The following is a 25220-nucleotide window of genomic DNA, read 5'->3' on the forward strand; positions in this document are numbered from 1 at the left end:
CCGGGCGCTTCGCGCATGACAGGGGTTAAGAAGAGTGGCGGCTGAAGGATCCGGTATCGATCCCATGCATCAGTTCCTGGTCGAGCCTGTGCTCGGCCGGCACTTGATGCTGTTTGGCTATGATATCAGCTTCACCAACTCGGCCTTGTTCATGGTCATCACGGCGGCTGTGCTGTGGCTTTTCATGTTGGGCGGCATGCAGCGCAAGCTGGTGCCCGGCCGCTGGCAGGCTGCGGTGGAAGGCATGACCGGTTTCGTTTCCAACATGATGGACACGAACATCGGTCCGCAGGGCAAGAAGTTCACGCCCTACGTTTTCTCGCTTTTCATGTTCATCCTGTTTGCAAACCTGATCGGCCTTTTTCCGCTCGGCATCGTGCCCGGCTTCCACCCGTTCACCGTGACCAGCCACATCACGGTCACCGCGGTATTGGCCTTTGTCAGCTTCGGCATCGTGCTGGTGGTCGGCTTCGCAAAGCATGGACTGCATTTCTTTTCGCTGTTCGTACCCCATGGGACGCCGCTCCCGATCGCGCTGTTCGTCGCGCCGATCGAGTTCATGAGCTTCCTGGTACGTCCGTTCAGCCTTGGTCTGCGACTTTTCGTCGCCATGACCGCCGGGCACATTCTGCTCGACGTGTTCGCCAGCTTCGTTGTGCAGGGTCTCAACAGCGGCTCCGGCCTCGGCTTCGGCGTGAGCTTGCTCTCGTTCATCATGATCATCGGCGTGTCGGCGCTCGAACTGCTCGTCTCCGCCATTCAAGCCTATGTTTTCGCTTTGTTGACGTCGCTGTACCTCAACGACGCGGTCAATCTTCACTAAGTTTGTCAGATACTAAGAAGGGAAATCTACATGGACGTCACCTCTGCCAAGATGATCGGCGCCGGCCTCGCAGCTATCGGTGTCGGCATGGCCGCACTCGGCGTGGGCAACGTTTTCGGCTCGTTCCTGGAAGGCGCTCTGCGCAATCCGGGTGCCGCTGACGGCCAGCAGGGCCGCCTGTTCATCGGCTTCGCGGCCGCCGAACTTCTGGGTCTGATCGCGTTCGTTATCGCGATCCTGATCCTGTTCGTCGTTAAGTAAGCTACGGGGGAGGGCGCGCCCGCGCCCTCCCACTTTTTTCACGGCCTTCAAGGGAAGCCGATGCCTCAGATTGATCAGATCGCGTCCATTTACGCCTCACAGCTTTTCTGGCTGGTGGTGGTGTTCGGATTGATCCTGATCGGCAGCTATCTGATGCTGCCGAAGATCCAGGGTACGGTTGAACAACGTGACGCCCGTATCAGCGGCGATCTCGCCGCTGCCGAGCGTGCGCGCGCCGAAGCCGACGCGGCGGATGATGCCTATCAGACCAAGCTTGGCACGAGCCGGAGCGAGGCACAGGTAGCCGCGGCAAAAGCGAAGGCGGAAGCAGCTGCGATTTCCGAAAAGGAGATCAAGTCAGCGGATGCCGCCATTGCCGCCAAAGTTTCGGCGGCCGAGGCGCAGCTGCAGGCGCAGCAGGCGGCGGCTTTGTCCGAAATCGAAAATGTCGCTGCCGATGCGGTTCAGGAAATCGTCGCCAAGGTCGCCGGTTTGCGGGTTGATCAGCAGGACGCCGCTGCGGCGGTAAAAACGGCTCTGGCCGCGTAAGGATTGCATCGGATGACGGCTCCTCTCAACGCGACCACTTTGGTCCAGCCCGAAGCCATCGAACATGGCGAAATGGCCTTTCTCGGCATCAACGCCGGTGGGTTCGTGGCGCTTTCCATGCTCGTCGTAATCGCCATCTTGATCTGGAAGGGTGCCCCCAAGGCGATCGGCCGGGCGCTCGACAACAAGATTGCCACGATCCGGCAGCAGCTGGACGAGGCCTCCAGATTGCGGGCCGAAGCCGAAGCGTTGCGTGCCGAATATCAGGCGAAGGCCGCCGCCGCACAGGGCGAGGCCGATCAGATCATCGCGCATGCACGGGCCGAGGCTGATGTCATCCTCGCCGATGCGCGCGAGCATACCGCGTCATTGATCGAGCGTCGCAGCCGGATGGCTGAGGACAAGATCGCCGCCGCCGAGCGTACCGCGATCGCGGAAGTGCGCGCCAAGGCGGCGGATGCCGCCGCACGTGCAGCCGCGACGCTGATCGCGAGCCGCCTGGATGCGGCCAGCGACAAGGGTCTGGTCGATCGGACGATCGCCAATCTGGGCCAGCGCGTTAACTGATGGGTTGGACGACGCGCTCGCTACGGCGCGTCACGTCAGAAAGCTGATGATCGCGTCGGGATGAACGGGCAGCTGCGCGAAGCCGGCGACGCTGAACAGTAGAGCCAGCGCCGTCGCGCCCCACCCGAAGAACAGCAGCCACCAGGTTTCGGCAAGCGCGGCTATCGCGGTCGTCGCGAGGGCGATCGAGGCGAAACCCTCCGACAGATCGAACTGATCGTCGCGGTAATTATTATGGTCGTAATCGTCTTTCGCGGCCTGTGCCTGCGTTTTCAGCGCCGCTGACTCTCGCGTATATTTGGCCAGTGCGGCCTGCGCGCGCGGTAGATCTGCGCCGCCATTGGCCACGGCAATTTCTTCCATATGCAGCTTGAGCCGGGTGGCTTGATATTCGTTCCACAGATCGACCTGGGTCGCCTGCGCCGCCTGCATGTTCTGGACGATGTTCCCGTCCTTGATATTGCCCAACGCCATCATCACCGAAAGCACCACCACGGTGGCGGCAACGGCGCGGTTCAAACGTTTGTCCTGGGCTTCCGGTATTTCGGGTGCTTCACTCATTGCCTGCTCCACTGCTGGCGCGATCCACATTTGGCTCCTAAATCAGGGATGTGAGCGACACCACCAAAGACCTGGGCGACCGTTTTAGCGAAGAGAAAGCGACCTATGCCGTTCGCGGCGAGGCAGGCGGAGCCGGAGCGCCCGATATCGAAACCGGCATTGCGGCCATCCGCAATGTTTTGAAGACGCTTCCGGTCCGCCCGGGCGTCTATCGCATGCTCGATGTCCGGGGCGACGTTCTCTACGTCGGCAAGGCGCGTGCGCTGCGCAATCGCGTCGCCAACTATACCCAGGTTTCACGTCTGCCGCGGCGGCTGACCCGCATGGTCGCGCAAACCCGCGGCATGACGGTGGTGACAACTAATACCGAAGCCGAGGCGCTGCTGCTGGAGGCGCAGCTGATCAAGCGCTTCCGCCCGCCCTATAACGTGCTGCTGCGTGACGATAAGAGTTTCCCCTTCATCCTGTTGCGGGAGGATCATCCTTTTCCGCGCGCGCAGCTGCATCGCGGCGCACGAAGGGCGAAAGGCCAATATTTCGGGCCATTCGCAGGGGCGGGCGCCGTGCGGAAAACGCTGACATCGCTCCAGAAACTGTTCCTGCTACGGTCCTGCACGGACAGCTTTTTTTCCAATCGCACGCGGCCCTGCCTGCTCCATCAGATCAAACGTTGCTCGGCCCCCTGCGTGGATCGGATCAGCAAGGAGGATTATGCCGAACTGGTCGCCGACGCGACCGCGTTCCTGACCGGCAAATCGACGCAGGTTCAGAAGCGGCTCAGCGCCCAGATGGCGGATGCGGCGGAGATGATGGACTTTGAGCTTGCGGCGGTGTTGCGCGACCGGCTCAAGGCCCTGACGTTCATTCAGGGCACCCAATCGATCAACGCCGAGGGCGTCGACGATGCGGACGTCTTCGCGCTCGCCTGTAAATCCGGACAGATCGGCATCCAGGCCTTCTTTATCCGCGGCGGTCAGAATTGGGGCCATCGCGCCTTCTTCCCCACGCACACCTCCGAAATCCCCGAGGACGAGGTGCTGACCAGCTTCATGATGCAATTCTATGAAGAGGTACCGCCGCCACGCTTGATCCTGATCGATCGCACTTTGACGGAAGCGGAACTGGTCGCCGAAGCGCTTACGGCCAAGGCCGAACGCAAGGTCGTAATCAAGGTGCCGCAGCGGGGCGAGCAAAGGCGCCTCCTTGCCCAGGCAACGCGCAACGCCGAAGAGGCGCTTGACCGCCGGCTCGCAGAAGGCGCCACCCAATCGAAATTGTTACGCGAGGTTGCCGATCTCTTCGCCCTCGATGCGGTCCCAAATCGTATCGAAATCTATGACAACAGCCACATCATGGGCACGAATATGGTGGGCGCGATGGTGGTTGCCGGGCCGGAGGGTTTTCGCAACGGCCAATATCGCAAGTTCAACATCAAGCGGCCCGAGACGGCGCCAGGCGACGACTTCGCGATGATGCGTGAGGTACTGGAGCGTCGCTTCGCGCGCCTGGAGCGGGAGGATCCGGATCGCCGATCGGGTGAATGGCCGGATCTTCTGCTGATTGACGGCGGCAAGGGGCAGGTCTCCGCGGTCTACAAGACGATGGAGGAGATGGGCGTCCATGATGTGCCGGTGGTCGGCATCTCCAAGGGGCCAGACCGCAATGCGGGGCGCGAACATTTCCATCTTCCGGATGGACGCGAGTCGATGCTGCCGATGAACTCGCCGGTTCTGTTTTACCTTCAGCGGTTGCGCGATGAGGCGCATCGTTTTGCCATCGGCGCGCACCGCACCAAGCGCGCGGCGGCCTTCACCAGCAGCCCGCTGGACGATGTGCCGGGGATCGGACCGGCACGAAAGAAGGCGCTGCTCATGCATTTTGGTACGTCCAAAGCGGTCAAGAGCGCGGGCCTGGAAGATCTTCAGAAGGCGCCGGGCGTCTCTGCGGCAATGGCGCGTGCGATCTACGACCATTTCCACCCCAGTGGGTGAAATGTCGGCCGTGGGTCGCGGAGCGCGATAGAATGCATGTCGAGGCTCAGGCGATCGTTTGTGCAGTCCGGTCCCATGGTGAACATGGTGCCATCGTCCGAGCGCTCACGTCATCGGATGGGCTGTTGGCGGGATATGTCAGGGGAGGGCGCTCCCGCCGGCTCCGGCCGATCCTAGTGCCCGGCAATCTCATCCGGGCGGATTATCGGGCACGAACCGAAGAGCAGCTTCCAGCGTTGACGGTGGAGCTCACCGAGAGCCGGGCCTCCATGCTGAGCGAGCCTTTGCCGGTCGCCGCAATCGAATGGACGACCGCTCTTACCGCAAGTTGCCTGCCCGAAGCGCAGCCCTATCCCCGCCTTTACGCCGCGCTGGACGGGATGCTGGCGGCGGTGGTGGCGGCGCCGTCGGCGCGCGGATGGGCCGCCGCGCTGGTGCGCTATGAATTGTTGTTGCTGTCGGAGCTGGGTTTTGGCCTGGATCTCTCGGCCTGCGTCGCCACGGGCAGCCATGACGATCTGGGTTATGTCAGCCCGAAGAGCGGCGGCGCGGTCAGTCGGCATGCGGGCGAAACCTATCGCGACCGTCTTTTGCCGCTTCCACTTTTCCTGATCGAAGGAGGATCGGGCAGCTGGTTCGATATCCTGGACGGGCTGCGATTGACCGGCCATTTCCTGGAACGGGACCTGCTCCAGGGGCGCGTTGCCGACATATTGGCCGCTCGTGAACGGCTGGTGGATCGCCTGAAACGGGCCGTTTCCTAACACGCATCGGCAGAGATGTCGGGCGCTATGCGAATGGACTGCACCGATCCGGACTTCGCGCGTTGGCCCATCATCACCTTTTGCGGGATGCCTAGCCATGACCGACCAGCCGACAATCCGCCTCAACGATGGCCGATCGATGCCGCAGCTCGGCTACGGCGTATTCCTCGTGCCGCCGGACGACACCGAACGTCTGGTGCGCGATGCGCTGGATGTCGGATATCAGGCGGTCGATACGGCGGCCTTTTACCGCAACGAAGCCGGTGTCGGGCGCGCCATACGCGCCACCGACCGCTATGTCTTCGTGACTACCAAGCTGTTCAACGACGACCATGGCTATGACAGGACGATGAAGGCGTTCGATGCCAGCTATGACGCGTTGGGACTGGACGTCATCGATCTCTATCTGATCCACTGGCCGGTCCCGCGCCAAGATCTGTATGCGGAAAGCTGGAAGGCCCTGATCAAGCTACGCGAGGAAGGGCGTGTGCGGTCGATCGGCGTATCGAACTTCGCCATGGCGCACCTGGAACGGATCATCCACGACACGGGCGTCGTACCGGCCGTCAATCAGATCGAGCTTCATCCGCATTTTCAGCAGGTCGAGCTGCGGGCCTATCATGACGAAAATGGCATCGTCACGACCAGTTGGTCGCCGCTTGGTCGTGGCGGGGCGCTGTCCGACCCGGCCATCGCGGCGATCGCACGCAAACATGCTCGCACGCCCGCACAGGTCATTCTGCGCTGGCATATCGAACATGGGCTCACGGTTATTCCCAAGTCATCCAGCCGCGCGCGCCAAGAAGAAAATCTGAACGTCTTCGATTTCGCGCTGGATCAAGACGACATGCATGCCATCGCCGCGCTGGATCGCCAGGATGGCAGGATCGGGCCGGACCCCGACGCGCTATAGTCGCGCCGACACCCGCGCGACCCACCTGTACAGATAGGCCAGCAACGCGCCGAACAGCGCGAGCCCGATGAAGATGGCCGGCGTTGTAAAGCTTTGTCCGATCACGGCTAAGGGAGTCCCGCCTCCGGTGGCGACAATCAATCCGGCCAGGGCAACACCGAACAGGCCGTCCCCGACGATGAAGCCGGACGCGAGCAAGACGCCGTTGCGCGACGCGACCTCGGTCTTGGTCCGGCCCTCATACAGGCGACCGATCACCGCTCCGATCACAACCGGAAGCGTAGCGCCCATTGGCAGATAGATACCCAGTCCGACCGCCAGGGGAGGAACGCGGCGCCAACCCAGCCGGGCAAGCAGGCCATCGATCAGGATCAATGCCGCACCGACTGCGGCCCCGGCCCCGATGATGGGCCAATCCAGGCCGGCGCCCAGCACGCCCCTGGCGAGCGTACTGATCAACGTCGCCTGGGGCGCGGCCAGCGGCGCGGGCGGCGCGGCTCCCTCCAAGGGCGCAAAGCCATAGGCCTTGTTCAGCAGGTTGAGCGCCACCGGAATGACCAGCGATCCGGCAATGACGCCGATGACGAGCGCGACCTGCTGCTTCCACGGCGTGGCCCCAACAAGCTGGCCTGTTTTCAGATCTTGCAGATTGTCGTTCGAAATGGTCGCCGTGGAAAAGATCAAGGCGGTCAGGAACAGCGCGAAAGCGACAAGATGTTTGACCGCATCCGCAGGCACGTGGGGTTGGACGAGGATCGCCAATACCAGTCCGGCGCCGACGACGCCAAGGATACCAAGGCCCGAAACCGGGCTGTTGGAGGCGCCGATAAGGCCCGCCATGTAGCCGCATACGGCGGCGACGATCGCACCGGCGACGAGCACATAGACGATGCCCAACGCAACCAACGGCCAAGCCAGCGGGGCGAGGGGGCCTGCGATCAGGAATTCGTAAAGCACCAGTGCCAGGGGGACGATGAGAGCGACCAAGCCCAGGCCCAGTGCGGCGACCGGCAGATCCTGTTCCTCGATCTCCAGCAATTCATTGCCGGCCTTGCGCGCACGCGAAGCGGCCAGTGAATCCCGAAGCCCGCCAAAGATCGGCACAATCAGCGTGGCCAGCGTCCATAAGGCGGCAACGCCGATGACGCCGGCGCCGAAGAAGCGCACCTGATGTGCCCAGGTATATTCGGCCGCGTCTGGTGTGCCAGCGAGGAAGGTGAGGAGGGGGGTGATGATCCCATAGCCGAGAATCAGTCCCCACAGAATTGCCAGACCCACCGTCAATCCAACCAGATGGCCGGCGCCGATCAGCGCAAACGACATGCTCGCATCGACCCCAGTGCCCGCTTGTCCGATGCGAAACCATTTGCTGACTTCCGATGCGGCCAATTGCGTGGCCGCCACAGCGGAGTAGAAGGCGGAGGCGACGCTGCCGGCGATGATGACCCGCAACCCGACCTTGCTCTCTTCGGCACCGGCCGCTGTCTCAGAGCCGATTTTGAGCACGGCAGCGGCGGCAACGCCTTCGGGGTAGGGAAGGTCGGATCCGGTGACCAGCGCCCGGCGAAGCGGTACGCTGAACAATACCCCAAGCAAGCCGCCGATCGCGCAGATTCCGAATGTCATCCAGAAACTGAAGCCCGTCCACCAGCCGACCATCACCAGGCCGGGAAGGACGTAGCCAATCGCGGACAACGTTCCCGCCGCGCTGGCAATCGTCTGGACGATGTTATTCTCGAAAATGTTGGAATTCCTGAAATTTCGCAGCAGCGCCATCGAGATCACGGCCGCGGGAATCGACGTGGCGATGGTCAGCCCGACCTTAAGGCCCAGATAAAGATTGGCCGCGGTGAACAGCAACGTGATGAAACACCCCAGCGCAATGCCACGTAAGGTGATTTCAGGAGGGCGGGACGCGGGGTTCAAGGCCATCCTGCCTCCTAGACGGATGCCCCGGATGGAGTCGAGCGCTCAGCTCAACGCCGCAACCCGCTCCTTCACCCGCTTCAGATCGTCTACGAAGCGAAGATATTCTGCCTCTGCCTCCGCCTTTTCCTGAATGCGCAGCAGAAAGCTGGGGTGGATCGTCACCCATCCTTCGCTGCCGTCGTCCAGACGATGCGGGATGCCGCGCGTGCCGCTGATCGTCACCACTTTACCGAGCATCTGCCGCGCCGCCGTCGCGCCCATAGCCACGGTAACGAGCGGCCGGATCAATTCGCGCTCCTGCCCATACCACCAGCGGCACGCCTGGATCTCGCCGCCATTGGGTTTGGCGTGGATGCGACGTTTGCCGCGCTGCTCATACTTAAAATGCTTCACCGCATTCGTGATATAGCTGACCTGGCGGTCCAACCCGGCCTGATCGAGCGCGCGATCGAACATCTGGCCGGCGGGGCCGACAAAGGGTTTTCCTGCCAGATCCTCCTGATCGCCGGGCTGCTCTCCCAGGAACATCAATCGCGCGTCCAATGGTCCTTCACCGAACACGGTTTGGGTCGCATCCTTGAAAAGCGGGCAGCGCGTGCAGCCCATGGCCTCGTCCCGAAGCGCCGCCCATGAAACGGTCGCATTCGCGCCAAGAGCATCGCGACTTGCTGTCACCATCGCACTCTCCCGCGCCTGGGCACTGGCAATCAGCCCGGGCACCAACGCCGTCTCCGGCATATTTTTCCAGTATTTACGCGGCATTTCCTTCAGCATGGCGCCGATCTTCACCCGGGCCGGATTGAAGATTGAGGCATAATAGGTCTTCCAAGTCTCCTCGAGCGGATCGCCATCAGGCGCGTCTGATCGCGCCGCGCCGGGCGCCTCACGCAATGTCGTGCCATCCCAGTGAAGCGAGACATCCGGCGTCAGTATCGACCATCGCATCGACGCAAAGCGGTCGACGAAGAAGGCGGCGTTGGCGCGCACGATATGATGGGACGGTTCGAACCAGGCGACGAAGCGCTGCTCCTCCCCGAAGCCAATCTCTCGGAAACGGACGAAGGCCCGCATTTTGTGGATATCGCGCCGAACGTCTTTCGCCATCAGCTCGATCCGACGCACCTGGGGATCGGTCTGATCCTGAAGGACTCTTGGATCGTCGCGCACTTTCAGCAGCAAGGCATAGAGAAGCCCGAACCGCTCCGGATCCGAATGGCGGATAGCCATCCGCGACAGATCCACAAAGGGGCGCGGCACCGAGAAGGGGAGCGCTACATCGACCAGCGGGACAGGATCGGCCGTCGCAGCAAGAAGATCGCCCACCGCGTCGCCGACCTGCCAGACAATCGCGCCCGCCGACACTTTCAGTGAAGCGAACTTCCGCGCCGAATCGCGCCAGCCTTCGAAATCATCCTCTGTCGCGAGGGTGGCGACATGCATCACCCGCGCTCATGCCCTATTACTGCGCTTCGGGATTTTCGCCTGTCACATCGCGCGATCCGGAGGACATCATCCAGACTACACCGCCCCCCAAGGCGATGATTACGGAACCGCCATATATCATGGCCAGTACGCCCAACAACGTCGACATAGAACGCCCCTCGCTCATCTCTGTCGCAGAGCAACATAGCCGTTCCTGGCAGGAATGGTAGCAAAAAGGGGGCGTAACTCGCGTGCTTATAATGCATCTGCGAAACGCAGTTCATGCGCCGAATAGTTCAAATTGAGTCTTCGGCGAGGGCGCCGGCGGATGCAAAAGACTGTCCGCGAGAATGACCGGCTTCCAATCTGCCGCCACGATGAAAGGGCGTATCTTTTTCACGGAGACGGTAAGGCGCGCAATATCGCCCAACCGCAAAGCATGGGTCCGTCGCGAGCTAAGGATGGCCGAGACCGCTTTGACCCCCAGCCCTGGGACACGCAACAGCATCTCTTTAGTTGCACGGTTCACATCGATCGGAAAAAGATCGCGAAATTTCAATGCCCAGGCAAGTTTTGGATCCATTTCAAGCGGCAACATTCCATCGTCACCGGCTGCGGCTGCTACTTCGTCGGCCGCAAAACCATAAAAACGCATCATCCAATCGGATTGATACAGTCGGTGCTCACGAATAAGGGGAGGGCGCTTCAAAGGCAAAATAGCGCTGGCGTCCGGAATGGGGCTGAACGCCGAATAATAAACCCGCTTCAGGCGGTAGCGATCATATAATCGGCATGCGCTGCCAATGATGTCGCGATCATTTGCGCTGTCCGCTCCCACGATCATCTGCGTAGACTGGCCCGCAGGCGCAAATTTGGGCGCTGATCGATAACGCTTCCGGGCATCCTGCCCGTCTTCAATCGCGCTTTTCAGATCGCCCATCGCCCCGGCAATGCGCGGACCCGACTTTTCAGGTGCCAGCCGCTTAAGGCCGCTTTCAGTAGGAAGCTCCACATTGATGGACAGTCGATCGGCGTACAGCCCCGCCTGTCGCACCAATGCGGGATCAGCATCGGGGATGGTCTTGAGATGAATATATCCACGAAAATGATGGTCTTCGCGTAGCTGACGTACAACTTCGACCATCTGCTCCATGGTATAATCCGACGACCGGATTATCCCGGATGAAAGAAACAATCCTTCGATATAGTTACGGCGGTAGAAGGATAGGGTAAGATTGACAACTTCGGCGACTGTAAAACGCGCTCGCCGGACGTTAGAGCTTTTACGATTAATGCAATAATGACAATCGAAGATACAGCTGTTGGTCAGCAATATTTTTAGTAGTGAAATGCACCGTCCATCGGGCGCGTAAGCATGGCAGATGCCCATTCCGCCGTCGGTCGATCCCAGACCTTTACCATCTCGCGACGATCGCTTCGACGTGCCCGAAGAGGCGCAGGATGCATCATATTTTGCGGCATCCGCGAGGATCGCAAGTTTCTCCCGAGTATCAAGCTGCGCCATCCGTTCCTTATATGTTCCTGAACGGCATATGGCAACGTCTATCCCAGGTGAAGCACGAGAAGCAGCGCAACAAAAACCAGATATAAAAAGCCCATCGCCGCAAGCAGCCGGCGGGATACGACGCCGCGGCCAAAGGCAACGAACATGATCGCCACCGCCATTGCGGTCACGCCGGCGGCAAGGATCAGGGGAGCGTCAAGGAGCCACGGCGTCCAGAACAAGGCGAACGCGGTGGGAATGGTGGTTTGGATCATCATGGCGCCGGAAATATTGGCGAGGGCCAGACGATATTTGCCTTGCCGGACCCAGATGATCGCATTCATCGTTTCGGGCAGTTCCGTAGCGATCGGGCTCAACAGTAATGCCAATAATTGAGGCGGCAGGCCCAGGGCAGGGCCCAACGCCTCCAGCTGCGAGACGAACAGGCGCGAGGCAATGAAGATGACCGCGAGCGCAAGCAGCGTCTGAAAAAGTGCGATGCCCGTGCCCGGAACGGGGCTGGTCGGCGCGAACGTCAAAGCTTCCGTTTCACCTTCGTCGGCGGCCGCGTCGCCCGTCATTTCCTTGCGGACATACAGAGCATAAGCCCCGAGAAAGACCAGGCCCAGCCACGGCTTCCAGACGAAGGCAATCAGGCCCAGCGTAATCTTCGCCGCGAACAGAGTGAGAAACCAGCCTTGATCGCGCGCGAGGTGTCGAAAGCAGCGGCAGTTTTCGGGCGTCTTGGCGAGATTTTGCCGTTTGGCCAACAGCACGATGCCTACGGTGGCATAGCCGATCGTCGCGAGAGCCAGTGGGCCGCCGAGCGCGGCGCCCACGCCGAGCGCCTTCGTTGCCGCATTGGCGCCGAAGGCAACCGCGACCAGCGTGACGACACTTTCCGGAAGTGCGGTGCCGAATGCCGCTAGGATCGAGCCCGTCGCCTTTTGGCCGACAGCAAGCTTGCGCCCGACCCATTCGACCCCGTTTACGAACAATTCGCACGAGAAATAGATGGCAATTGCCGATCCAATGAGCAGCGCCAAATGCAGATATAGGGCGGGCATTTAAACATCCCGGGCCGAGGGAGACATGCATGAACCGGCAATGTGCCGACCCGGGCACCCGCCGATCCATGGTCTCGCCAAGCGCTAGCTGTTTCCGCCACGGCCTGGGGCCGAGCATGTTGACGGAAACCCCGCTGGTGCGGGCGGCTACTCCCCAAGGGAAGGCGCACTCTGGCAGACGGATCGCAAAACGTCAAATATTGGCAAAGGCTGTCGCGAGCTTATTCCCCTGCTGAGCCGAAGCCATATTTGGACAGCAGCGTCTGAGCCCGCGCGCTTCGCAGGAACTGAGCAAGCCTCCCTGCGGTCTCGATGCGGACGTTGTCCCTGGAGGTGGTGACGACCGTCATGCCATAGATGATCTGCTCCGATAATCTGGCAGCAACCGGCACTTTCACAACGCTCGGATCGGCTTTGGTCGTTCGGCTGCTGCAATAGCCTATTGAAACGTCAACATTCCGGCTGATCATGCCGTCAGCTGCATTGCCGGCCTTCGCAGCGGCCGGTTCCTCAATGCGGCTGCCCACGATCGCTTTTGCCTTGCCCTTTAGCACTGCCGTCGCGCCCGGACGCACCGCATCGGCATTCGCGAAAAACCGCTGCGCATAGTCGCCGCCCGGATCGGCACCCGGGGTCGAGGTTCCGATGCGCACCTTTGGATCGAGCAGCCGATCCAGAAGATTATCGCGTGTGAGACCGACCTGCGGCAGGGCCGATACGCATAGGCTATTGCGGGCGAACGCCGCGACCGGCCCGGCAAGTCCTTCGTCTCTGAGCCGCTGTGGATGTTCCATGTTCGCGGACACGAAAAGGTCGACCTTGCTTCCTGCCTCGATCTGCTCGCGCAGGAGACCGGCAGGTCCGGTTCGCAGGGTTACCGGTTCGCCGGTTTCGGCGGTGTAGGCGTCGAGCATGGCCCGGAGAACCCCGGTGGCGCTACCAGCGGCATAGACGACCAGAGGCGGAGCGACCGGCACGGCAGGAGCGGCGCTCACCGACATCGTCGACGCGGCGACCAGCAGGGCCCGGATCACAATGCCACCTGCAGCGATAGGCGGACGTTGCGCGGCGCGCCCAGCGTTCCCGTTCCATTATCGACGCTATTGTAGCCGTTTTGGCCGGTCGGCGAGACGTTCGCCCAATAGCGTTCGTCGAAGAGGTTATTGACTGTTAGGCGCAGCGCCATGGCCTGTTCGCCGACCTTGACCTGGTATCGCAGGCCGACGTCGAGCAAGGTGTAGGGATCGACAGACTGCGTATTTCGAAAATCGGTCGGGCGGCGGCTCACGTGACTCACGTCGGCGGTGACCGTAACCTCCCGCCACATTGGCAGGCGATACTCGGCGAGCAGGTTCAAGGACCGCTTCGGCAGCCCCAGGATCTGGCGATCGCTCGTCTCGGCGGAGCCGGTGTCGAACAGCTTGGCATCCAGCAGTGCGACACCGCCGAACAGGTTCAAATTTTCTCCGACGCGTCCGTTGACGGTGAGTTCCGCGCCTCGATTGTGCTGACGGCCGCGCGCCGCGAAGACATTTTCCTTGCCAACGAACGCGTATGGGCGGCGGATCTTATATAGGGCGAGGACCAGCCGGATGCGGTCGAGATCGACCTTGTATCCCGCCTCCCACTGCGTGCTTCGATAGGGCGCCAATGTCTCTCCAGCGTTGGCGGCGCCCGTAGGCGCGGCGTCGCCTTGCTGGAGGCTGCTGGCATAGGTCAAATAGGCGGTCATCCGGTCTTGCGGCTTGAAGATGATGCTGGCGGCCGGGCTCAGCCCATCGTCACTGTAGCGTGACGTCACGGCACCGCTGCGGTTAATGTTGCGGGCAGTGATCCAGCTCTGGCTCAATGCGGCCTGCAACGAGAATTGATCGGTCAGCGAGACAGTGTCGCCGATGCTCAGCGCCTGCTGACGGGTGGTCTGGGATCGATATCGATCGCGGAAGTCGGGGAGGGCGGGTTCGCCGAATGCGACAGGTGCCGCAAGGTTGGCCGTGCCGAGCGTGATCGCACCGGTCCGGAAGGGCGTGTAGCGCTGCCACGTGAAGCCCGTGGTACCGATGGAAATCTCGTGACGCAGTCCCGCAGCGTATATGGTCCCGCGCAGCGCCGCGACGTTGCTCACCACGCGGTCGAAGCTGAAGGTCGTGTTCACTGTCGTCGCTCGATACGTGCCGTTCGGACTGGTGACAGTGAGAGTCGGCACGGTCGATGCGCGGTCGTTGCTCATCGCCAACACGCCCGCCATCAACTCCCACCCATCGCCCAGACCCTGGAACAGCCGGCCGCTCGCAAGCTTGGTCATATTGTCGTCTCCCGCCCAACCAAGCCCATACCCCTCGCGGCGGGGATCGAGATCCTTCGGAAACGGCACGCCGGCGGCGAAGGCGAAGTTCCCTGGAAAGCCCGTGGCGGTGTAGCGGTAGTAGCTGGCGTTCAACTCGACTCGCGTGCGAGCGGCAGGTTGGATGTCGATGGCGGCGCTCGCGAGCTTGCGGCGCAGATTGCTCACGTCGGCGAAGGTCTGTCCGTCCTGACTGAGCAGGTTCACACGCGCCGCAATCAGGCCGGTGCGGCGACTGAGGTCGACCTGCGCGAGGATGTTGCCGTCGCTGGTGTAGCCGAACTTCAGAGCGGAAAGCGCTCGTTCCGTCGGCCGCTTCAGGACGTAGTTGAATGTTCCGGCCGGGCTCGCCGGACCGTAGAAGGCGCCCGCCAGCCCGTTGAGAACTTCGATCCTGTCAAACTGCTCGATCGCATAATCGGTCGTCGCCGCGATGTTCAAACCGTCGATCCGGGTATTCTGTACGACGCCGGCTTGAAGACCGCGCGACTGCGGGCGGATGTTTTCGCCCTGGACGGAAGGGATATAGCGGAACAGCTCGCGAACGTTCTGCAACTGCTGGTTTTCGGCGAGGTTCACCGGCACGACGCTGATCGAGTAGGGCGTATCGAGCAGCCGACGCGAACCGAGCGGGCCGACGTCCACCCGCTCGGTGCGATAGGTGTCGCCCGATGCGGGCAAAAGGCCGTTGACGACGATGTCGGGTGCGTCGGCCTGCTCTTGGGCCGCGGCAAGAGCAGGAGCGCCGGCGACCACGGTAACGGTGCCGACGGCCCAGAAAGTGCGATTCATCATCCGATCACTATATACGGACGGATATAGTCTGGAAGTGTTTGCTTGAACGCCATGGCGTGAGCACCACACTCGAAACCGAGGCCCGAGCCGCTTTCTGTTTGGCTCTGGCCCATCGAGGCTTGGCACGTCACTGTATCGCTCGCTCCGAGCGCGTCGACGCACAACGAATGAGGCGCCATCTTGATATGGGGTAGGCTGGCGTGGCCGAGACGTCTCGTTAGTATCGAGGCTGGCAAATATCCCAACCTGATAATATATATTATGTTAAATTAGGATTTGGTCTCGGACGTGCTTACCGGTTCTGCGCCTTTCGGGCTTAGCATCAGCGTTCGACCTTCCACCCGCCATGAACCAAGGCGCGAGAGAAAATTCATGCCGAGGACGTCGGTGTTCCCGAACTGCTCCGACACGACGACGCGGAGGTCGCGCGCGTCGATCGAACCGATCACGAGCCGGTCCACACTTGATGTCTTTGCCATCACCATGCCGTTGGCGGTGTCGAGCTGCACCGGAAACGGGCTTTGCTCCAGATCCAGCCCGGCCGCTTTTGCCGTGTCCAAGCTTAGCGAGGTCGTCGTTGCGCCGCTGTCGACCAGCATGCGACGCGAGACGCCGTTAATGGACCCCGTCGCCCAGAAATGACCGTCGGCCGCCATCTCCAGGCGCACCATCCCGCCGGTGACCTGCTGTTCATCATCACGGAACAGCGATGCGACGCGCGACCAGATGTCGCCGGGCATGCTTTTGCTCGCGCCCACGATCAGGAACAATATGAGGAAGATCGCGAACCATATGCCGGCCAGTCCGAGCGCTTTGCGCCACGGCATGCGCCGGGCGAGCAAAGCGGACAATGGCAGTATCAAGGCCAGCAGATAGAAAGCGATATCAGGGCCAGTCCCGCTCATAAAAGAGCCGCCTGAAGGCCGTCGAAGCCCGGCTCGACCCCCTTCGGAAGCTCGGCCGCCAAGGTGGCATAGTCCATGGACTGATCCATATGGGTCAGGATGGCTCGCTTGGGACTGACCCGATCGACCGCCGCAAGCGTGGTCGCGAGATCCGCATGCGTTGGATGCGGCGCGTGTCGCAATGCGTCGACAATCCAGAGATCGACTCCTCTGAACAGATTCTGCATATCATCGGTAAGATTATGAAAATCCGTGGAATACGCAGCGGACGCTTGTGCGACATCGAAGCGAAACCCTGCCGAGGTTATGCCACCATGGGGCTGGTCGACGGTGCGCACACGGATGTCGCCAACCACGATATCGTCGTCCAGCACGTGAAGCCTGGCCGTGGGCGGATAGCCACCGCGCCCATGGAAAACATATCCGAACCGCGTCTCCAGCAAATCATGCGTCCGCTGGCGGGCATAGCCCGGAACAGGCATGTGGGTCAGGTGAAAGACCTGACGCAGATCGTCGATGCCATGCGTATGATCGGCATGTTCGTGCGTCCACAACACCGCATCAACGACACCGACATTGGCGGCGAGCAGTTGCTCGCGCATATCCGGCCCAGTGTCTACGAGGATGGTGGTGGTGGTGCTCTGTACCAGGATAGCCGCGCGTGTCCGCCGGTTGCGCGGATCGCTCGGATCGCATGCGCCCCAATCCCCACCGATCCGCGGCACACCCGATGAGGTGCCGCAGCCCAGGATTGTTAGCTTCACGCCTGCGCTTTCGTAAATAACCTCAGGAAATTATTGGCTGTCTGTGCGGTGAGATCGGCAACATCTGCCCCTCGCAGATTGGCGATGAAGGCGGCGGTATCGGCGACAAACGCGGGCTCGCCCACCTTGCCGCGATGGGGCACGGGGGCAAGGAACGGCGCATCCGTCTCGATCAGCATACGATCGATCGGGAGCCGCGATACGGTCTCCTGCAAGTCGCGCGCATTCTTGAACGTCACGATGCCTGCGATCGAGATGTAAAGGCCGAGTTTCAGCATGTCTTCCGCGAAACCGGCGCTGGCCGTGAAGCAATGAATCAGGGCAGGAAAGGCCCCCTTCCCCATTTCGTCCGCGATGATCGCCGCTGTGTCAGCTTCGGCTTCGCGCGTGTGCACGATCAAGGGCAGCCCGGTTTCGCGCGCTGCGGCGATATGCGCCCGAAAGCTGCGGCGCTGTTGAGTGCGATCCGAATGATCGTAGAAATAGTCCAGGCCGGTCTCGCCGATCCCGATGACTTTGGGATGCTGCGCGGCCTCAATCAGCTTGGCTGCATCCACGTCCGGATGCTCGTCCGCCTCGTGCGGGTGGATGCCGACCGATGCCCAGACATCGGGTTCTCGCTCCGCGGTGGCGATGATGTCCCCCCACTCGCGCTCACGCGTCGAAATGTTCAGCATGCCGGTCACACCGCGCGCCCGTGCGCGCGCCAATACGGCCGCCTGCTCCTCGACGAGGCCCTTATAATTGAGGTGGCAGTGGCTATCGATCAGCATCAGGCCGGCTCAACCCATCGCGGGAACACGCCCTGAGGCGCCGGCAAAAGCGTGCCAGGAACGATCGGTTGACGCAATGCGCTGAAATCCCGCGCCGTTGCATCCTGTCCAAGGAGGTCGAGCAGCTCATCCGCACTTTTCGGGATGGCCCAGCGGGCGAGGATCGCAAGGATCCGAACCGCCTCCGCGGTCCAGTATAGCACGCCATCCGCCATCGCCGGATCTTCCTTGCGTAGCGACCAGGGCGCCATATCGGCAAAATACCGATTGGCGAGCGCCACACCGTCCCAAACGATCTCCAGCGCGCGATTAAGGGCGAGATCCTCCATCGCAGCGTCAACGCGATCCAGCAGCGCCGCCAATCCGAGCTGATCATCCGCCGGGCCTGGTTCCGGCACGATACCGCCGGCGTTTTTCGCGATGATCGACAGGCATCGTTGCGCGAGATTACCCAAGCCGTTGGCAAGATCGGCATTGCACCGGGTGACGATCGCGTCATGGCTATAGCTGCCGTCCTGCCCGAAGCTGACTTCACGCAGCAGGAAATAGCGCAACTGGTCGACGCCATAAGTCGTGGCCATATCGATCGGATCGACAACGTTGCCGACCGACTTGGACATCTTCTCGCCCTTGTTGAGCAGAAAGCCATGACCGAACACCTGCTTCGGCAGCGGCAGCCCGGCGGACATCAGAAAGGCGGGCCAATATATGGCGTGAAACCGCACGATATCTTTGCCGATGATATGCAGATCGGCTGGCCAGCGGGCAAACCCCGCACCGCCTTCGCCCGGATAGCCAGCGCCCGTCAGGTAGTTCGTCAGCGCATCGACCCAGACATACATGACATGGCCGGGCGCATCCGGCACCGGCACCCCCCAATCGAAGCTGGTGCGTGAGATCGACAGGTCCGAAAGTCCGCCGCGAACGAAACTTGTTACCTCGTTGCGGCGTCCTTCCGGACGGATGAAATCAGGATGCGCCTCATAGTGGGCCAGAAGACGGTCGGCATAGGCCGACAGACGGAAGAACCAGCTCTCCTCTACCGTCCATTCCACCGGTGTGCCTTGCGGCGAAAGCTTTGCGCCGCCGTCCCCCTCGATCAGTTCCTTTTCGTCGTAAAAGGCTTCGTCGCGAACCGAATACCAGCCCTCGTAACGGCCGAGATAAATATCGCCATTGGCCTGCATCGCCCGCCAGATTGCCTGGCTGGCGGCATAATGATCGGGCTCGGTCGTACGGATGAAGCGATCGAACGAAATATTGAGAGCGTCGTCCATCGCCCGAAAATACCCCGACATTTCGTCGGCGAGGGCTTTAGGCGTGAGATCGCGTGCCTTGGCAGCCTGCGCCATTTTCAGGCCATGCTCGTCCGTTCCCGTCATGAAGAAGACGTCACGCCCCTGCATCCGCCGGTAACGCGCGATGGCATCGGCGGCGATCGCCTCATAGGCATGGCCGATATGTGGTCGACCATTGGGATAAGAAATTGCGGTGGTGATATAGAAAGGCTCGGCCATAGCTCAGCCTTTAGCGGGAGGCTCCGCCTGAGCAAGCTTCGCGACGAGCCCGGCGATCTCGACCACGGTCAATTGCGGGTCGAGCGACTGGCGCACTGCGCGGTCCGCGATATCGCGCGCCTGACGCCAGAGGGCGACGGTGGCGCCCATATCCGCCCTGCCCGCACGTGCCGCGCGCGCAATCCGCGACGGTGCCCGCTCCAGAAATGCCTCATAGCGCGGCTGCGCGCTCTTTGTGGCCAGCGTACGCCCCAACGCGGTACGCAGCGCGTTGCTGGCGTCGCCGCGCGCTGCCAGCGTGTCGATCGCCTGGTCCAGGGCGGCTATATCCAGCCCGGCGAAGCGCAGCGCATTGCCTGGCACGCCTGCCGCGACCCGTACGAGACTGTCGATCTCGCTTGTTTCGGCTTCCGGCAGTTCGCGCTGCAGGACGACACGAACTTGCGCATCGTCCAGCGGACCGAAGCGCAACATGCGGCAGCGCGAGCGGATGGTCGGCAACAACCGCCCCGGCGCATGACTGACGAGCAGGAAGATCGTCCCGGCTGGCGGTTCCTCAAGATTCTTGAGCAGGGCGTTGGCGCCGCCTCGCTCCATATCGTCGATCGCGTCGATAACGACCACGCGGCGAGAGGAGAGACTGGGCGTCGTAGCAAAGAGCGGCTGCAGGCTTCGCACCTGATCGACCGTGATGGATCGCGCCAGATCCTCAGAGTTGGCGCGCGGTAATCGCTGTAAGATTTTGAAATCCGGGTGTGACCCCGCTTGCAGCAAAGATGCTACCGGATGTGTTTCCGGGACGTCGAAGCCGTTATAGGACGGGCTTGGCCCCGCTGCCCTTGCCAGCAACCATCGTGCAGCGGCATGCGCGATCGTCGCCTTGCCGACGCCCTGCGGCCCCGCCAGCAACCACGCGTGGTGCAACCGATCGGAACGCGCCGCGTCCACGAACGCCGCGATCGCCTCGTCATGGCCCACGATCACCGCGACGTGCTCGCCATATCGGCCTGCCAGAGGCTCACAGCAGATCCTCGAGTTGCGCGAGCAATGCCTGGGTTACCGCCTCGGCGCTGCCGCGCGCTTCCACGATACGCCACCGTGCCGGTTCCGCCTCGGCCAGAAGTCGGAACGCGGTGGTGACACGGCGATGATAGTCCGCATCGCGCTTGCCGAAGCGGTCTGGCCGGCCGGCGTCGCGCGCCGCTTCACGCGCCATGGCAACCGCTTCAGGAAGCGTCAGCAGCAAGGTGCGATCCGGTAACAGCCCATTGCTTCCAATAGCATGCACGGCGCGGATGGCATCGGCGCCCAGCCCGTCCGCACCGCCCTGATAAGCGATCGAACTGTCCAGAAACCGATCGCATATCACCCATGTGCCGGCATCCAGCGCCGGCTGGATCGTCTTGTCGACATGGTCGGCGCGCGCCGCAGCGAACAGCAGCGCCTCGGCCCGCGGACCCCAGCGATCTGCGCTCCCTTCCAACAGCAAGGCGCGGATCGCTTCGGCGCCAGCGCTGCCGCCGGGCTCGCGCGTTTCGATCACATCCACGCCGCGTGCCCGCAAAGCCGCCGCCAGCGCGCGCGCCTGCGTCGATTTGCCGACCCCTTCCCCGCCTTCCAGGCTGAGGAAGCGGCCGCGCGCGCCTTGGCTCATGCCATTCCGAGGAGCCGGCGCAACCCAGCCCAAACGCGATCGAAGAAGCCGGCCTCACCGACATCGGTCGCTGCGACCAAGGGCATCACCTGCGGCGGACCATCCGGGGTCCGCACAATCAGGTCGGCAATATGCGTACCGGCCTTGAACGGCGCCTTGATCGGGCCGTCATAAGCGACCGAAACTTTCATGTCGGAGCCCATGCCCGCCGGCAACGTCACCGCCAGATCGCGCGGGGCGACCAGACCGACCTCTCGCGCATTACCCAGCTGTACTGGCGCCGTCGCAACCTGCTTGCCCTTGGGAAACAGTGGCTTGGCCTGCCAGGCATGCAGCCCCCAGTTCATGAACGCGACCGACTGTTCGATCCGTTGATTGAACGATGTCAGGCCAGACAGCACCATGACCAGGCGTCGCCCGTTTTGCTCAGCCGATCCAGTGAAGGAATAACCCGATTCCTCGGTATGCCCAGTCTTCAGACCGTCGGCGCCAGCCACACGCCCCAGCAGCGGATCGCGATTGGCCTGGGTGATGTCCGCCCCTGTTCCCAGGGTCTTGCCCCAGGTGAAGTTCGTGCGGCTGTAGAATTGTTTGTACAGGGTCGGGAAGTTCTGGATCGTCGCGGTGGCCAAGGTCGTCAGATCGCGCGCCGTGACATACGTCACTCCGCCATCCGGCCAGCCGTTCGACGTGCCGAAATGGCTGTTCTTCAGCCCCAGTTCCTGCGCGCGTCGGTTCATCAGCGCGACGAAGGCAGGTTCGGTCCCGGAAATATGTTCGGCCAGGACGACGCAGGCATCGTTGCCGGACAAGGTGATGATGCCCAGCAGCAGATTGGCGATGGAGACTTGCTCGCCGGCAGACAGGAACATGGTCGATCCCGCCGCCGGGCCATGCCACTTACGCCACGTCTCCGGGTTCACCGTCGCCATGTCGGTCAGCTTCAGATCGCCCTTCTTGATCATATCAAAGGCGACATACACCGTCATCATCTTGGCAAGCGATGCCGGCGGAATGCGCTGATCGGCATTCTTCGAATATAGAACGGCGCCGGACGACAGGTCCTTCATGAACGCCACCGTCGCCGGCGTATCGAACGGCGGTGCCGCCGCCTCGCTGGGCAGCGCCATGAGCGCAGTAGCGGCAAGAGCAAAAGCGGTGAAACGAAGACGCGTCATGGTGATCCCGTGATGATTTTGCATGTGATAGCGCCCGCCGCCGGGCCGCGCCAAGCCTCTATCTGGCCACGGCGTCCGAAAGCACCCCCACCGACATCGCATAGAAGTTGGAGCAATTATAATCGAGGATCGAGCTGTAGTTGGTCGTCAGCAGATAGGCAGGCATGCCGGGGCCGTCCGGTTCCAACAGGCGGGCCAGTTCATTATCGGCAGGCGCCGGAAATCCGGTGATCACCACTCCCTTGGCACGCCATTCCGCGGTGGTGAGCCATTTGCTCAGGCGCGCATGGACGCGCGGGCAGCGAGGCGAAACGAGCGGGGTACGCACGGCGGCGCGGTCGAAATTGGCGGGCAAAGTGGCAGCGACGCCCCATGGTGTGCCGGGCTTCCACCCCGCCTCGCGCAGATAGGCGGCAATCGAAGCCAGCGCATCGGCCTTGTTGGTCCAGATGTCGGCCTTGCCGTCCCCGTCGCCATCGGCCGCGATCCGGAGATACACGCTCGGCAGGAATTGCGGATAACCGGTCGCACCGGCCCAGCTTCCTTTCATTTCCGCACGGGTGAAGCCTTTATCGATCAGTTTCAGCGTCGCGATCAGCTCGGCAGTAAACAGCTCCCGCCGGCGGCCTTCGAACGCCAGGGTCGCGAAGGAACGGATCAGATCGAAGTTTCCGGTGTAAACGCCATAGCCGGTCTCCAGCCCGAATATGGACAAGGTGACCTTTCCGGCCACCCCGGTGCGTGCCTCATTGCGGGCGAGCTGCGCGCTCAAGGTCTGATAAAGCGTGCGGCCTTTGTCGATGTGCGCCTGATCGACATGACTGCGCCGATAGGCAGCAAATTCCATCGGCCCGGGCGGCCCTGAATTCAGCGTGCCGCCGGGTTGCGCGCGGTCCAGGCGAATCACGCGGGGATTGAAGGTAAGCCCGGCCGTTTCGCGATCGAACGTCGCGGGCCTCACCCCTTCGGCAATCGCGCGTGATCGCAAGCCGGCAATGAAGCTGGTGAAAGCTGCATCTTGTGCCGAACCGGGATCGGAATCCGTGGCGTTGGACGTCGGCGTAACCGGAACGGTCTGGGCGACGACAGGCGCCGCGGAGAGGGCGAGGACAAATGCGGATAAGCGAAGTGACAACATCATGCCCTGCCCTGCCACACTCGACGGCATATCGAAAACCCCGTTAAAGATGCGCGGAGTGCTTGCGCCGACGCGCCGCCGCCCCGATAAGCGCGCGCTTGGACAGGTGGCCGAGTGGTTTAAGGCAGCGGTCTTGAAAACCGCCGTGCGGGTAACCGTACCGTGGGTTCGAATCCCACCCTGTCCGCCAATGGAGTTCTGGTTTGGCCTACATCCTCTACCGCTCTTCGGCGCTAGAGGTTCGGCATATCCCGGCGGGGGATGGCCGACGCCAGGTGGTGACCTTCGATTCCTATCACGAGCAGCCGGGCGTCGATCGGCCTGGTTTCGGCGAGACCTTCTTTCGGAGTGAGGGGGTCAGTGCCATTCATGTGATGACGCATGGCAACGACTGGTTCCAACATATCGAGATCCCTCAAGTTCTTGCCATCGTCAAAGAGGTCTGCGGCCCAGCGGAGCGCCTGCTCAGTTATGGGTCGAGCATGGGCGGCTATGCCGCGCTTCGTTTTGCCGCAGCCATTGGCGCCACGTCGGCGCTGGCCTTGTCGCCCCAATATTCCCTGAACCCGCGCAAAGCCGCCTTCGAAACGCGCTGGGCGTCGGATCGTCGACGTATCCGTTTCATCGATGCCCTCGAAGCACCGATCGATGCCGTTCCGCTGATGGTGGTTGCCTATGATCCGACGCTTCCTGCCGACCTTGAGCATGTGCAGTGCCTCGCTCGAGAAATCCCGTTGGCCGCTGTGCCTCTCCCCTTTGCGGGCCACCCCGTCGGGCCTTTCCTGCAGGATGTGGGGCTGCTGCAAGAGACGGTATTGGACGTGCTCGACGGGCGGTTCGACGCCGAACATTGCCGTGTGACCGCGCGCGGGCGGGCGCGTCGATCCCCCCACTGGCTCGCCAACCTGGCCGAACACCACCCCCGCGCGTCAGGCGGCCGCGACATCGCCCTTGCCCGTCGCGCGATTGCGTTGGCCCCGGACCGACCAAACCTGCACGACATCCTGGCCCGCCGGCTTGCGACGGCGGGCCGCTATGCGGAGGCGATTGAGGCGCATCAGAACGCGATCGCGATCGAGCCGATCGTCGATTATCTATGGGGGCTGAGCAAGACGCTCGTCGCGGCCGGGGACGCCGCGGCGGCCCTCGACGTGGCAGAGCGGATTCGGCAACTCGCGCCAACCGTCGCCGGCTACCACGCCTGGAGCGCAAAGCTGTACGAAGCGCAAGCCAGGCATCAGGACGCCTTGAACGCGATTGAAGAAGCGATCCGCCATGATCGGAGCAACCTGCGCTACCGATCGATGGCCCTCACCTTGCGATCCCAGTTACAGCTCCGGCGAATCCGCGCTCTGTTCAGGCGCTGAGGGGGTCGCGTCACGGCGCCGTTTGGCGAGCACGGCGAATGGCCATGCCAGCACCAACCCGATCACGATCGCTATTACATCCGCGAACCAATCGTCCCACTCGGCATCGCGGTGGATGAAGGGCACCGCCTGGCTGATCTCAATGAATGCGCCGAAAGCGGCAAGCAGCGCGAACAGGGGCAGCACGGCGAGCCGGGGATAGGCCGCACGCGCCAGGAACGTGATCGTGAAGAAGGCCAACATGTGGTTCAATTTGTCCCACGCGGCAATGTGCGGCGCCTCTGCGCCGGGCAAGATCGCTGACACGTAGGCGATGAGGACGGCCAGCCAAAAGGCGAAGACGAACATACGTCGTAATGCGGACATTTTGGCGCCATGCCCTTTCGCTGCGGCCGGGTAAACCCAGGCAATTGCTCGATCCGCCGAGCATGTGC

24 protein-coding genes, 1 tRNA gene and 1 riboswitch are annotated in these 25220 nt (G+C 62.2%); of the genes, 9 read left to right on the plus strand and 16 right to left on the minus strand.

From position 1 onward, the window contains the following. Positions 1 to 34 precede the first annotated feature (34 nt). The 4 genes from ACSBM8_RS09525 to ACSBM8_RS09540 are packed head-to-tail and all read left to right on the plus strand — an operon-like array spanning position 35 to position 2200. Positions 35 to 823: a F0F1 ATP synthase subunit A gene (locus tag ACSBM8_RS09525; RefSeq protein ID WP_442681381.1), complete on the plus strand. Its 789-nt coding sequence runs from the start codon at positions 35 to 37 to the stop codon at positions 821 to 823. Positions 824 to 853: 30 nt separating this feature from the next. Further along, positions 854 to 1084 (plus strand): F0F1 ATP synthase subunit C, encoded by a 231-nt coding sequence (locus ACSBM8_RS09530; protein ID WP_116089728.1) that lies wholly within the window; start codon positions 854 to 856, stop codon positions 1082 to 1084. 60 nt (positions 1085 to 1144) lie between these two features. Then, entirely contained in the window at positions 1145 to 1633 is a 489-nt protein-coding gene (locus ACSBM8_RS09535) for a F0F1 ATP synthase subunit B family protein (protein ID WP_442681382.1), read from the plus strand. A 12-nt stretch (positions 1634 to 1645) separates the two neighbouring features. Beyond that, positions 1646 to 2200 (plus strand): F0F1 ATP synthase subunit B family protein, encoded by a 555-nt coding sequence (locus ACSBM8_RS09540; RefSeq protein ID WP_442681383.1) that lies wholly within the window; start codon positions 1646 to 1648, stop codon positions 2198 to 2200. Between the two features lie 30 nt (positions 2201 to 2230). Here the strand turns inward: ACSBM8_RS09540 and ACSBM8_RS09545 are convergent, their stop codons facing one another. Further along, entirely contained in the window at positions 2231 to 2761 is a 531-nt protein-coding gene (locus tag ACSBM8_RS09545) for a DUF4337 family protein (protein WP_442681384.1), read from the minus strand. Between the two features lie 50 nt (positions 2762 to 2811). On the opposite strand from ACSBM8_RS09545, the gene uvrC reads away from it, so the two are divergent. From uvrC to ACSBM8_RS09560, 3 genes are all read left to right on the plus strand, one after another. Further along, positions 2812 to 4752 (plus strand): excinuclease ABC subunit UvrC, encoded by a 1941-nt coding sequence (gene uvrC, locus ACSBM8_RS09550; protein WP_442681385.1) that lies wholly within the window; start codon positions 2812 to 2814, stop codon positions 4750 to 4752. A gap of 32 nt (positions 4753 to 4784) precedes the next feature. After that, a complete protein-coding gene (gene recO, locus ACSBM8_RS09555; RefSeq protein ID WP_442681386.1) occupies positions 4785 to 5516 on the plus strand; it encodes a DNA repair protein RecO in 732 nt (243 codons plus the stop codon). Between the two features lie 97 nt (positions 5517 to 5613). Further along, entirely contained in the window at positions 5614 to 6429 is an 816-nt protein-coding gene (locus ACSBM8_RS09560; RefSeq protein ID WP_442681387.1) for an aldo/keto reductase, read from the plus strand. Here the strand turns inward: ACSBM8_RS09560 and ACSBM8_RS09565 are convergent. The 14 genes from ACSBM8_RS09565 to ACSBM8_RS09630 form a co-directional block, all read right to left on the minus strand. Continuing rightward, a complete protein-coding gene (locus tag ACSBM8_RS09565; protein WP_442681388.1) occupies positions 6424 to 8361 on the minus strand; it encodes an OPT family oligopeptide transporter in 1938 nt (645 codons plus the stop codon). The two genes, ACSBM8_RS09560 and ACSBM8_RS09565, sit on opposite strands and share 6 nt — an antisense overlap. Before the next feature lie 39 nt (positions 8362 to 8400). Next, entirely contained in the window at positions 8401 to 9798 is a 1398-nt protein-coding gene (locus ACSBM8_RS09570) for a UdgX family uracil-DNA binding protein (RefSeq protein WP_442681389.1), read from the minus strand. A 262-nt stretch (positions 9799 to 10060) separates the two neighbouring features. Further along, positions 10061 to 11305, minus strand: coding sequence for a putative DNA modification/repair radical SAM protein (locus ACSBM8_RS09575; protein WP_442681390.1), 1245 nt, complete (start codon positions 11303 to 11305; stop codon positions 10061 to 10063). Positions 11306 to 11343: 38 nt separating this feature from the next. Continuing rightward, positions 11344 to 12351 (minus strand): sodium:calcium antiporter, encoded by a 1008-nt coding sequence (locus ACSBM8_RS09580; protein ID WP_442681391.1) that lies wholly within the window; start codon positions 12349 to 12351, stop codon positions 11344 to 11346. Positions 12352 to 12367: 16 nt separating this feature from the next. Then, positions 12368 to 12512, minus strand: a riboswitch (yybP-ykoY riboswitch). A gap of 60 nt (positions 12513 to 12572) precedes the next feature. Then, entirely contained in the window at positions 12573 to 13385 is an 813-nt protein-coding gene (gene modA, locus ACSBM8_RS09585) for a molybdate ABC transporter substrate-binding protein (protein ID WP_442681392.1), read from the minus strand. Beyond that, positions 13382 to 15490, minus strand: coding sequence for a TonB-dependent receptor (locus ACSBM8_RS09590; RefSeq protein WP_442681393.1), 2109 nt, complete (start codon positions 15488 to 15490; stop codon positions 13382 to 13384). The genes modA and ACSBM8_RS09590 overlap by 4 nt, the downstream gene beginning before the upstream one ends. A 269-nt stretch (positions 15491 to 15759) precedes the next feature. After that, positions 15760 to 16332, minus strand: coding sequence for a retropepsin-like aspartic protease family protein (locus ACSBM8_RS09595; protein WP_442681394.1), 573 nt, complete (start codon positions 16330 to 16332; stop codon positions 15760 to 15762). 59 nt (positions 16333 to 16391) lie between these two features. Then, positions 16392 to 17159: an MBL fold metallo-hydrolase gene (locus ACSBM8_RS09600; protein WP_442681395.1), complete on the minus strand. Its 768-nt coding sequence runs from the start codon at positions 17157 to 17159 to the stop codon at positions 16392 to 16394. After that, complete coding sequence (locus ACSBM8_RS09605; RefSeq protein ID WP_442681396.1) at positions 17156 to 17932, minus strand: TatD family hydrolase; 777 nt, start codon at positions 17930 to 17932, stop codon at positions 17156 to 17158. The genes ACSBM8_RS09600 and ACSBM8_RS09605 overlap by 4 nt, the downstream gene beginning before the upstream one ends. Then, positions 17932 to 19449: a methionine--tRNA ligase gene (gene metG / locus ACSBM8_RS09610; RefSeq protein WP_442681397.1), complete on the minus strand. Its 1518-nt coding sequence runs from the start codon at positions 19447 to 19449 to the stop codon at positions 17932 to 17934. Before metG ends, ACSBM8_RS09605 begins: the two co-directional genes overlap by 1 nt. 3 nt (positions 19450 to 19452) lie before the next feature. Continuing rightward, positions 19453 to 20433 (minus strand): DNA polymerase III subunit delta', encoded by a 981-nt coding sequence (locus tag ACSBM8_RS09615; RefSeq protein WP_442681398.1) that lies wholly within the window; start codon positions 20431 to 20433, stop codon positions 19453 to 19455. A 34-nt stretch (positions 20434 to 20467) separates the two neighbouring features. After that, entirely contained in the window at positions 20468 to 21103 is a 636-nt protein-coding gene (gene tmk / locus ACSBM8_RS09620) for a dTMP kinase (RefSeq protein ID WP_442681399.1), read from the minus strand. Further along, complete coding sequence (locus ACSBM8_RS09625; RefSeq protein WP_442681400.1) at positions 21100 to 22281, minus strand: D-alanyl-D-alanine carboxypeptidase family protein; 1182 nt, start codon at positions 22279 to 22281, stop codon at positions 21100 to 21102. Before ACSBM8_RS09625 ends, tmk begins: the two co-directional genes overlap by 4 nt. Positions 22282 to 22339: 58 nt before the next feature. Then, positions 22340 to 23422: a lytic murein transglycosylase gene (locus ACSBM8_RS09630; protein WP_442681401.1), complete on the minus strand. Its 1083-nt coding sequence runs from the start codon at positions 23420 to 23422 to the stop codon at positions 22340 to 22342. Between the two features lie 97 nt (positions 23423 to 23519). Here ACSBM8_RS09630 and ACSBM8_RS09635 point away from each other — a divergent pair. Both ACSBM8_RS09635 and ACSBM8_RS09640 read left to right on the plus strand, forming a co-directional pair. Then, positions 23520 to 23609 (plus strand) — tRNA-Ser (locus tag ACSBM8_RS09635). A gap of 13 nt (positions 23610 to 23622) precedes the next feature. Further along, the gene (locus tag ACSBM8_RS09640; protein WP_442681402.1) at positions 23623 to 24786 is read left to right on the plus strand and encodes a hypothetical protein; all 1164 of its coding nucleotides are present in this window, start codon (positions 23623 to 23625) and stop codon (positions 24784 to 24786) included. Here ACSBM8_RS09640 and ACSBM8_RS09645 read toward each other — a convergent pair. Then, complete coding sequence (locus ACSBM8_RS09645; RefSeq protein WP_442681403.1) at positions 24748 to 25152, minus strand: teicoplanin resistance protein VanZ; 405 nt, start codon at positions 25150 to 25152, stop codon at positions 24748 to 24750. The two genes, ACSBM8_RS09640 and ACSBM8_RS09645, sit on opposite strands and share 39 nt — an antisense overlap. Positions 25153 to 25220: the final 68 nt, after the last annotated feature.

The organism is Sphingomonas sp. ASY06-1R (genome assembly GCF_052180265.1).
Lineage (GTDB): Bacteria > Pseudomonadota > Alphaproteobacteria > Sphingomonadales > Sphingomonadaceae > Sphingomonas_I.

What these genes read in the sequence shown, in the direction of transcription:
- ACSBM8_RS09590 (WP_442681393.1), bottom strand. Translation starts at nt 15,490, where the DNA reads ATGATGAATCGCACTTTCTGGGCCGTCGGCACCGTTACCGTGGTCGCC.
- ACSBM8_RS09560 (WP_442681387.1), top strand. Translation starts at nt 5,614, where the DNA reads ATGACCGACCAGCCGACAATCCGCCTCAACGATGGCCGATCGATGCCG.
- ACSBM8_RS09625 (WP_442681400.1), bottom strand. Translation starts at nt 22,281, where the DNA reads ATGACGCGTCTTCGTTTCACCGCTTTTGCTCTTGCCGCTACTGCGCTC.
- ACSBM8_RS09575 (WP_442681390.1), bottom strand. Translation starts at nt 11,305, where the DNA reads ATGGCGCAGCTTGATACTCGGGAGAAACTTGCGATCCTCGCGGATGCC.
- ACSBM8_RS09565 (WP_442681388.1), bottom strand. Translation starts at nt 8,361, where the DNA reads ATGGCCTTGAACCCCGCGTCCCGCCCTCCTGAAATCACCTTACGTGGC.
- ACSBM8_RS09645 (WP_442681403.1), bottom strand. Translation starts at nt 25,152, where the DNA reads ATGTCCGCATTACGACGTATGTTCGTCTTCGCCTTTTGGCTGGCCGTC.
- metG (WP_442681397.1), bottom strand. Translation starts at nt 19,449, where the DNA reads ATGGCCGAGCCTTTCTATATCACCACCGCAATTTCTTATCCCAATGGT.
- ACSBM8_RS09630 (WP_442681401.1), bottom strand. Translation starts at nt 23,422, where the DNA reads ATGATGTTGTCACTTCGCTTATCCGCATTTGTCCTCGCCCTCTCCGCG.
- ACSBM8_RS09580 (WP_442681391.1), bottom strand. Translation starts at nt 12,351, where the DNA reads ATGCCCGCCCTATATCTGCATTTGGCGCTGCTCATTGGATCGGCAATT.
- recO (WP_442681386.1), top strand. Translation starts at nt 4,785, where the DNA reads ATGCATGTCGAGGCTCAGGCGATCGTTTGTGCAGTCCGGTCCCATGGT.
- ACSBM8_RS09545 (WP_442681384.1), bottom strand. Translation starts at nt 2,761, where the DNA reads ATGAGTGAAGCACCCGAAATACCGGAAGCCCAGGACAAACGTTTGAAC.
- ACSBM8_RS09570 (WP_442681389.1), bottom strand. Translation starts at nt 9,798, where the DNA reads ATGCATGTCGCCACCCTCGCGACAGAGGATGATTTCGAAGGCTGGCGC.
- ACSBM8_RS09605 (WP_442681396.1), bottom strand. Translation starts at nt 17,932, where the DNA reads ATGCTGATCGATAGCCACTGCCACCTCAATTATAAGGGCCTCGTCGAG.
- ACSBM8_RS09535 (WP_442681382.1), top strand. Translation starts at nt 1,145, where the DNA reads ATGCCTCAGATTGATCAGATCGCGTCCATTTACGCCTCACAGCTTTTC.
- ACSBM8_RS09540 (WP_442681383.1), top strand. Translation starts at nt 1,646, where the DNA reads ATGACGGCTCCTCTCAACGCGACCACTTTGGTCCAGCCCGAAGCCATC.
- tmk (WP_442681399.1), bottom strand. Translation starts at nt 21,103, where the DNA reads ATGAGCCAAGGCGCGCGCGGCCGCTTCCTCAGCCTGGAAGGCGGGGAA.
- ACSBM8_RS09530 (WP_116089728.1), top strand. Translation starts at nt 854, where the DNA reads ATGGACGTCACCTCTGCCAAGATGATCGGCGCCGGCCTCGCAGCTATC.